General features: G+C 47.2%; 1 protein-coding gene. It reads right to left on the reverse strand.

Annotation, left to right across the window (positions count from 1 at the left end; genetic code table 11):
* Positions 1 to 1963, reverse strand: a 1963-nt coding sequence (locus KDK16_RS10695; RefSeq protein ID WP_257276082.1) for a hypothetical protein, incomplete at both ends; no start/stop codon positions are given.

A 1963-nucleotide genomic window follows, 5' to 3' on the forward strand; every position in this document is an offset into this window, starting at 1 on the left:
TGGATGTAGACCGGGTCATCCGGGTTTAAGTGCTTTTGCCATTGATCTGCTGTCAGATAATAGTGTTCAGATACTCCTGTGATTTTCAAAAAAATCCTGAACTGCTCCTCTGACCAGTTGCTGATTGCCATTGTTTCATCCTGTATTTTCAGCTGTGGCACGGGATAGCGATAGATCTGAACACCGTCATCCGGCACCTCAACCTCAAGCCACTGACCTTTAACGGTAAAAGACATCTCGTTGAGGTTCCGCATCAACACAGCGATATAACTCAGGGCGAGCTGTTCTCCTGATGGGATAAGTCCGGAGACGGGTACCTCAACGGTGTTGTTGCCGGTCGTTCGCATCCCGGAAAGAAAGTGGTTGGGGATATCTTGATCCCAGGGCAGAAGGCTATGGGTTTCCAGTAGCGCCTCAAAGATTAGCTGGATGCCTTCTTTGGTGATGTCATGGTTTTTTAGCCGAAGGCAGGCTTCAAGCAGCCGTTTTAACCATTGGGAAGAATGCTCTTTGCTGAGTTTATGCAGGGCGCCCAACGAGGGAAACAGGTCGAATACAGCCCGGGCACGGCTGGCATCCAGAAAACGCAGCTGATCATCCTTTGTTAAGTTTTTCAGGATTTCCCAGTAGAGCCTTTTCATATAGTCGTGTTTCAGCACCCCCGACAATAGTTGCAACTGGGCTGAGTACTGTTCCCACAGGCTTTTGTCCGGCAATGACTTCAGCCGCTTGGCGAAATAGACAAAACGCGATCTGTATTCATTGGCAGAAAACAGAACCATTGCCTTATTTAACACGTGCAAAGGCACGGCTTTAGTCGAATGATGCCACAAAAAATCCCGGTCTTGTCCACTGGCGTGAAGGAAACGTTCGACGCCTTTCCCTCCATAAGAAGAAAGAAGCCTTATCAATGATTCCAGCATCAGAAAAGCTTTGGTATTTTCATGGAATTGATGAAACTGTTTTAAAATCGCCCAGTTTAATAACCAGTCTGGCTTAAGGGTGGAAAGATAAAGAGCAACCGTTTTTATCTGGCGATTGGAATTATCATTCTCTTCATTCTCTGAATCGCTATTGTATTCGTCGTCCTCTTTACTATCTGAATCACTTTTATCTTCAGTAAGTTCTGTTAACAGCCACTGTTTTAGTTGTGTTTCCTGATGTTGCAGCGCTTCGATGTCAGGTAGCCCTTCTGCTGTCCAGAGCCTGGTCATAGTTTGCAGGAGTCGATGATTGAGCGCACCCCCGCAACTTGTCCAGACCATCATTTTTTTCAATCGCTCATGGCTGGGAACGCTTTTGCCATGATTCATGGACGAGAAGGCGTGGAACAGTTCCATATTGAACTCGCCATCCATCTCTTTCCATTCAGGCCAGTCCAGCACCTCTTTTACATCATCATGTTTGAGTATGCCGTGACCATTATTGATGGAGGAGAAGGAGCGGAAGAGCTCAATATTGAACCTGCCATTCTTGTCTTTCCATTCCGGCCAATCCAGTACCTCTTTCACTTCCTCATGTTTAAGCATGCCCCTGTTGCAATTCATGGACGAGAAGGCGCGGAGCAGCTCAATGTTGAACTTGCCATCCTTGTCATTCCATTCAGGCCAGTCCAGCACCTCTTTTACTTCCTCATGTTTTGGCATGCCTTTACAGCTGTTCATCGATGAGAAAGCGCGGAACAGTTTTATACTGAACACACCATCCCTGTCTTTCCATTCTGGCCAGCTCAGCACCTCTTTCACTTGCTCATGTTTGGGCACGCCTTTGCCATGATTAATAGACGAGAAGGAGCGGAACAACTCCATAATGAACTCGCCATCCTTGTCTTTCCATTCCGGCCAGCCCGGCATTTCTTTCACTTCCTTATGTTTGGGCATGCCTTTGCCATTATTCATGGATGAGAAGGAGCGGAACAGCTCCATGCTGAACTCGCCATCCTTGTCTTTCCATTCCGGCCAGC

Source organism: Endozoicomonas sp. SESOKO4, from assembly GCF_024606275.1.